This is a genomic window from Rhodococcus sp. YH1 (genome assembly GCF_009939605.1).
Lineage (GTDB): Bacteria > Actinomycetota > Actinomycetes > Mycobacteriales > Mycobacteriaceae > Rhodococcus > Rhodococcus aetherivorans.
In genome coordinates, this window is the sequence record NZ_WVTE01000148.1 from 1 (window position 1) to 4,688 (window position 4,688).

Consider the following 4,688-nt stretch of genomic DNA (forward strand, 5'->3'; position numbering starts at 1 on the left):
AACCCGGAAGCTAAGCCCTCCAGCGCCGATGGTACTGCACCCGACAGGGTGTGGGAGAGTAGGACACCGCCGAACACCCGTTACCGGAAGCCCCCCAACCTCGTTGGGGGGCTTCCGGCATTTCCGCGTTCCCTGTGGGGCGCAGCCGAACCCGTCGGTCCTTCGTCGGGATCAGTCCACCGGGACCGCAAGGCGGGTGACCTCCGACCGCCCGCGCAGGGTGACTTCACCTTTCAGCGACCATCGGATGCACTCCGCTTCCGCGGCCACCTCTACCGCCCGGGCCGACGCCACCACGTGGCCGGGGAACGTCTTGGCCACGTCCGACAGCCGAGCCGCTTCGTTCACCGGATCGCCGATCACCGTGTACTCGAATCTCTCGTGAGCGCCCACGTTTCCGGCCACCGCGAGGCCCTCGGTGACTCCGATTCCCGCCTCGCACTCGGGGACCTCGGTGCGCAACCGGCGGGCCATCTCCCGGGCGGCCGCGAGCGCACTGCCCGCCGCGTCGTCCATTGCGACCGGAGCGCCGAAGATGGCCAGTGCCGCGTCGCCTTCGAACTTGTTGACGAACCCGCCGGCCCGGTGCACCTCTTCGACCACCACTTCGAAGAAGCGGTTGAGCAGATGTACGACCTCGGTGGGCGGCCGATCGGCCGCCATTGCCGTCGAGCCGATGATATCGATGAACAGCACCGCGACATGGCGTTCCTCGCCGCCCAGGCGCGGCGACGACGCCAACGCCGCCCGCGCGACGTCCTGCCCGACGTGCCGGCCGAAGACGTCGCGGATCCGTTCGCGCTCGCGGAGGCCGTCGGCCATGCGGTTGAATCCCGCCTGCAGTTCTCCCAGTTCGGTTCCGTCGTAGACGACCACTTCGGCATCGAGGTCGCCCCGCTCGATGCGGGCCATGCCGGACCGCACCGACTCGATCGGCGCGACGCTGGTCCGGGCGGTGAGGAGCATAAGCAACGCCCCCAACAACAAGGCGAGTCCGCCGATCGTCAGGATCGTCACCGCGAACCGGACGGGTGATACGGGACGGACGAAGCTGAAGACCGCCACGAGCATCAGCCCGACGACGGGAACGCCGCTGCCCAGCGCCCAGGCCACCATGATGCGGCCGCTGGTGCCGGTGAGTCGGCGTCGCGGCGTCGCCCCGGCCTCCAAGGCCCGGGCCGCGATCGGCCGCAGGGCGAATTCGCTGAACAGATAGACGAAGCCGCAGACCGTCAGGCCCGCGAGGGCGATGGTGAGGGCGACCTTCGGGATCGTGCGCGGATCCACTGCACCGAACGCGGTCGCGAACAGCACCAGCCCCAGCGCCCAGAATGCACCCTGCTGGGCGGTGAGGCGCATCGGCAGCCGCATGGTTGCACGTCGTTCGTCGGGGGTGGGATCCCGGTCCTCGAGGATCCACCGCAGTTGTGCAAGGCCGAGCCGGGTCCCGAAGGCCGTTCCCAGGACGATCGCCCCGCCGACGTAGACGGGTGCTATGACGCCGGTGACGACGACGAACTCCGGACGCAGCACCGAGGGGCCCGGGACGACGACGTTGATCAACAACGCCGTGATCGCGGCCCCCGCGATGTTCGTGCCGAGCAGCAACAGGGTGAGCAATGTCTGCACGCGAACACGTTGGCGCCGGACGGATTCCGCGGGCGCGCCGAGCAGCGGCGAGCCGAGGGGCGAGGTGCGGCGGGTGCGAGGCATGGTCGTTCGAGAGTAGTCCGGAGCGATCCTCTAGGGTGGCAACGTGCGCCTTGTGATTGCCCGCTGTCGAGTCGACTACGTCGGACGTCTGACGGCACACCTGCCGATGGCGCGTCGGCTGCTCTTGGTCAAAGCCGACGGATCGGTCAGTGTGCACGCCGACGACCGTGCCTACAAGCCGCTGAACTGGATGAGTCCGCCGTGCTGGCTGGTCGAGGAGTCCGCAGACGAGGCGCACGCCCTGTGGGTGGTGACCAACAAGACGGGTGAGCAACTCCGGATCACCATCGACGAGATCGAGCACGATTCGAGCCACGAGCTGGGTGTGGACCCGGGCCTGATCAAGGACGGTGTCGAGGCGCATCTGCAGGAACTGCTCGCCGAGCACGTCGAAACCCTCGGCCCCGGCTACACCCTCGTCCGCCGGGAATACCCCACGGCCATCGGTCCGGTGGACCTGCTGTGCCGGGACGCGGACGGCGGCACGGTGGCCGTCGAGATCAAGCGACGCGGCGAGATCGACGGTGTCGAGCAGCTGACCCGGTACCTCGAGTTGCTCAACCGGGACCCGTTGCTCGCGCCCGTCAGCGGTGTCTTCGCGGCGCAACAGATCAAGCCACAGGCCAAGACCCTTGCGACCGATCGCGGTATCCGCTGCCTCGTGCTCGACTACGACGCCCTGCGCGGCACCGAGAGCAACGAGTTCCGGCTGTTCTGATATGCCCCGCCGCAACGTTCCCCGATCGCAGCGCCGGCGCCGGCCCGATATCGGCGGGTCGACGTTCTCCGGGGCCACCTCCCGCACCGAATGGGGGCCGTCCGGCGCGGAGTCCGAGCGCTACACCGTGCGCACCGTCCCCGGGTCGCGAGCAACGAAAGCGTACCGGTGCCCCGGCTGCGATCACGAGATCGCGCCGGGAACCCCCCACGTGGTCGCCTGGCCCACCGACGACATCGGGGGCGCCGACGAACGCCGGCACTGGCACAACGGATGCTGGGCCGGCCGCGGTACCCGCGGACCGACCCGGCGGTGGTCCTAGTGACGGCTCAGCCGTCGGGTCCTAGTGACGGCTCAGCCGTCGGGTCCTGATCGCGGCTCAGTTGCGGACCTTGCTGGCCACTGCAGGTGAGCGGCCGAGGCGATCGGTGGACGGTGCCTCCTCGCCGGACCGTGCCTCCTTCGCCGAGCCGGCTTCGCCGTCGCTGCCCTCCGGCTTGCCGCCGGCCGCCGGGAGTTCTTTGGTGGCCGGTTCCTTCTCGGATTCCCCGGTGGCGATCTCCTTGGTCGCGTCGGCCTCGCCCTCGGTGGTGAGCGCATCCCGGTCGCGGTCGAGCAGCTCGCCCTCGCGCGTCACGGCGGCGAGCATCGACGGCACGGCCTCGAGCTGACCGCGTACCCCGTCCAACTGGCTGAGGATGCGGCCGCGCAGCACCCGCAGTTCCTCGGTCAGATCGCGGGCGTTGGCGATCTTCCGCTCGGACTGTTCGGTGGCGATCTCGAGCCGGCGTGCCGCTTCGCGGGACGCGATCTCGAGACGCTGCTCGGCCTCGGCCTTGCTGGTGCGCTCGAGCTCGTCGAGGGCGCCGAGGACCTTGCTGCGGCGCTCGCTCATGGCGATCTCGAAGTCCTGCTGGACCCGGTCCCGCTTGGCTTCCGCCTCCGCCGCCAGGCGATCGCGCTCCGCTTCGGCGGCGGCGATGATCCGCGCGGCCTGGGCACGCGCCTCCGCCATCGTGCGGGCGTGCTCCGTCTCGAATGCCTTACGCCGCTCGGCGAGCTCGGCGATCATCGCTTCGTAGTCCCCGCGCAGCCGGATGCCTTCCTGCTCGGCCAGGGAGATCATCTCGGCTGCGTCGGCCTCGGCCCGTGCCCGCAGCTCGGACGCCTCGTCGGAGGCGAGGCGCAGCATGCGGGAGATGCGGTCGCTCATGCCCTCGGCCGTGGTGGGCGGCACCGACAGCCGATCGACGTCCTTGCGCAGCTCGTCGATCTCGTTGCGGGCGTTCTCGAGCTGTCGAGCCAGGTCGCGAGCCTGCGCGGCGGCCGCATCCCGGTCCGTGGCGGTCACGCGCAGCTCGGCCTCGAATCTGGCGAAGTAGTTGGTCACCTCGTCGCGGTCGAATCCCTTGCGCACGATGGAGAAGGGCAGGTGGCTTGGGGTGCGATCGCGATCGAAGACCATGGCGCCAATCTACCTGCTCGAAGCGGTCGGAGCTGCGCGTGCCGCCGCGTTGTGCTAATGCTGCGGCGGTGTGAACCCGGCGAGTCGGCCGGGTGAGATGGGGGCGGTCAGTGCGATCCGTGCGCAGCAGGTTCGACGAGCTCGACGAGCACGCCGCCGGCGTCCTTGGGGTGGAGGAAGTTGATGCGGGAATCGGCGGTGCCGCGTCGCGGGGCGTCGTACAGCAGGCGCACGCCGCGCGCGCGGAGCTCGGCGGACACCGCATCGAGGTCGCTGACGCGGTAGGCGAGCTGCTGCAGGCCGGGCCCGCTGCGGTCGATGAACTTCGCGATCGTCGAGTTCTCGTTCAGCGGGGCGAGCAGCTGGATCGCGGTCGCGCCCTCCGGCGAGCCGGGAACCGACAGCATCGCCTCGCGCACGCCCTGCTCCTCGTTGACCTCCTCGTGGGTGGAGACGAGCCCGAGGTTCTCGGCGTACCAGGTGAGGGCGGCGTCCAGGTCGGGGACCGCGATGCCGACGTGGTCGATGGCGGTCACGAGGCCGGAGGTCAGCGCCGCGAGCGGAGTCGGAGTGGGGGAGGTCTCAGTCATGAATAAAGACGGTAGCGCTAACGTTAGATCAGTATGCGTCGGGATGGGCTTGCCGGCCTCGAGCCCGCGCGGAAGCCGTCACTCCCACCACCGGAGGAAATCCTCGTGACCAGTTCTGTCATCGTTGCCGGAGCCCGGACCCCGATGGGGCGTCTGCAGGGCGCCCTGAAGGACCTCTCCGGTTCGGACCTCGGCGGGGTCG

The 4,688-nt window shown here is 69.7% G+C and carries 5 protein-coding genes and 1 rRNA gene; 3 read left to right on the forward strand and 3 right to left on the reverse strand.

The features are described 5' to 3' along the window. Positions 1-75: ribosomal RNA gene (gene rrf, locus AIIKEEIJ_RS34305) — 5S ribosomal RNA — on the forward strand; the annotation flags it as partial. 96 nt (positions 76-171) lie between these two features. On the opposite strand, the gene AIIKEEIJ_RS12675 is transcribed toward rrf, so the two are convergent. Next, positions 172-1,713 (reverse strand): adenylate/guanylate cyclase domain-containing protein, encoded by a 1,542-nt coding sequence (locus AIIKEEIJ_RS12675; protein ID WP_202916974.1) that lies wholly within the window; start codon positions 1,711-1,713, stop codon positions 172-174. A 43-nt stretch (positions 1,714-1,756) separates the two neighbouring features. Here AIIKEEIJ_RS12675 and nucS point away from each other — a divergent pair, with 43 nt between their 5' ends. Both nucS and AIIKEEIJ_RS12685 read left to right on the forward strand, forming a co-directional pair. After that, complete coding sequence (gene nucS / locus AIIKEEIJ_RS12680; RefSeq protein WP_029542949.1) at positions 1,757-2,431, forward strand: endonuclease NucS; 675 nt, start codon at positions 1,757-1,759, stop codon at positions 2,429-2,431. Between the two features lies 1 nt (position 2,432). Continuing rightward, positions 2,433-2,753, forward strand: coding sequence for a hypothetical protein (locus AIIKEEIJ_RS12685; RefSeq protein ID WP_029542951.1), 321 nt, complete (start codon positions 2,433-2,435; stop codon positions 2,751-2,753). Between the two features lie 57 nt (positions 2,754-2,810). Here AIIKEEIJ_RS12685 and AIIKEEIJ_RS12690 read toward each other — a convergent pair whose 3' ends face one another. Both AIIKEEIJ_RS12690 and mce read right to left on the reverse strand, forming a co-directional pair. Then, on the reverse strand, positions 2,811-3,896 hold the full coding sequence (locus AIIKEEIJ_RS12690; RefSeq protein WP_161995786.1) for a hypothetical protein: 1,086 nt from the start codon (positions 3,894-3,896) through the stop codon (positions 2,811-2,813). A gap of 107 nt (positions 3,897-4,003) precedes the next feature. Next, on the reverse strand, positions 4,004-4,486 hold the full coding sequence (mce, locus tag AIIKEEIJ_RS12695; RefSeq protein ID WP_029542955.1) for a methylmalonyl-CoA epimerase: 483 nt from the start codon (positions 4,484-4,486) through the stop codon (positions 4,004-4,006). Between the last annotated feature and the right edge of the window lie 202 nt (positions 4,487-4,688).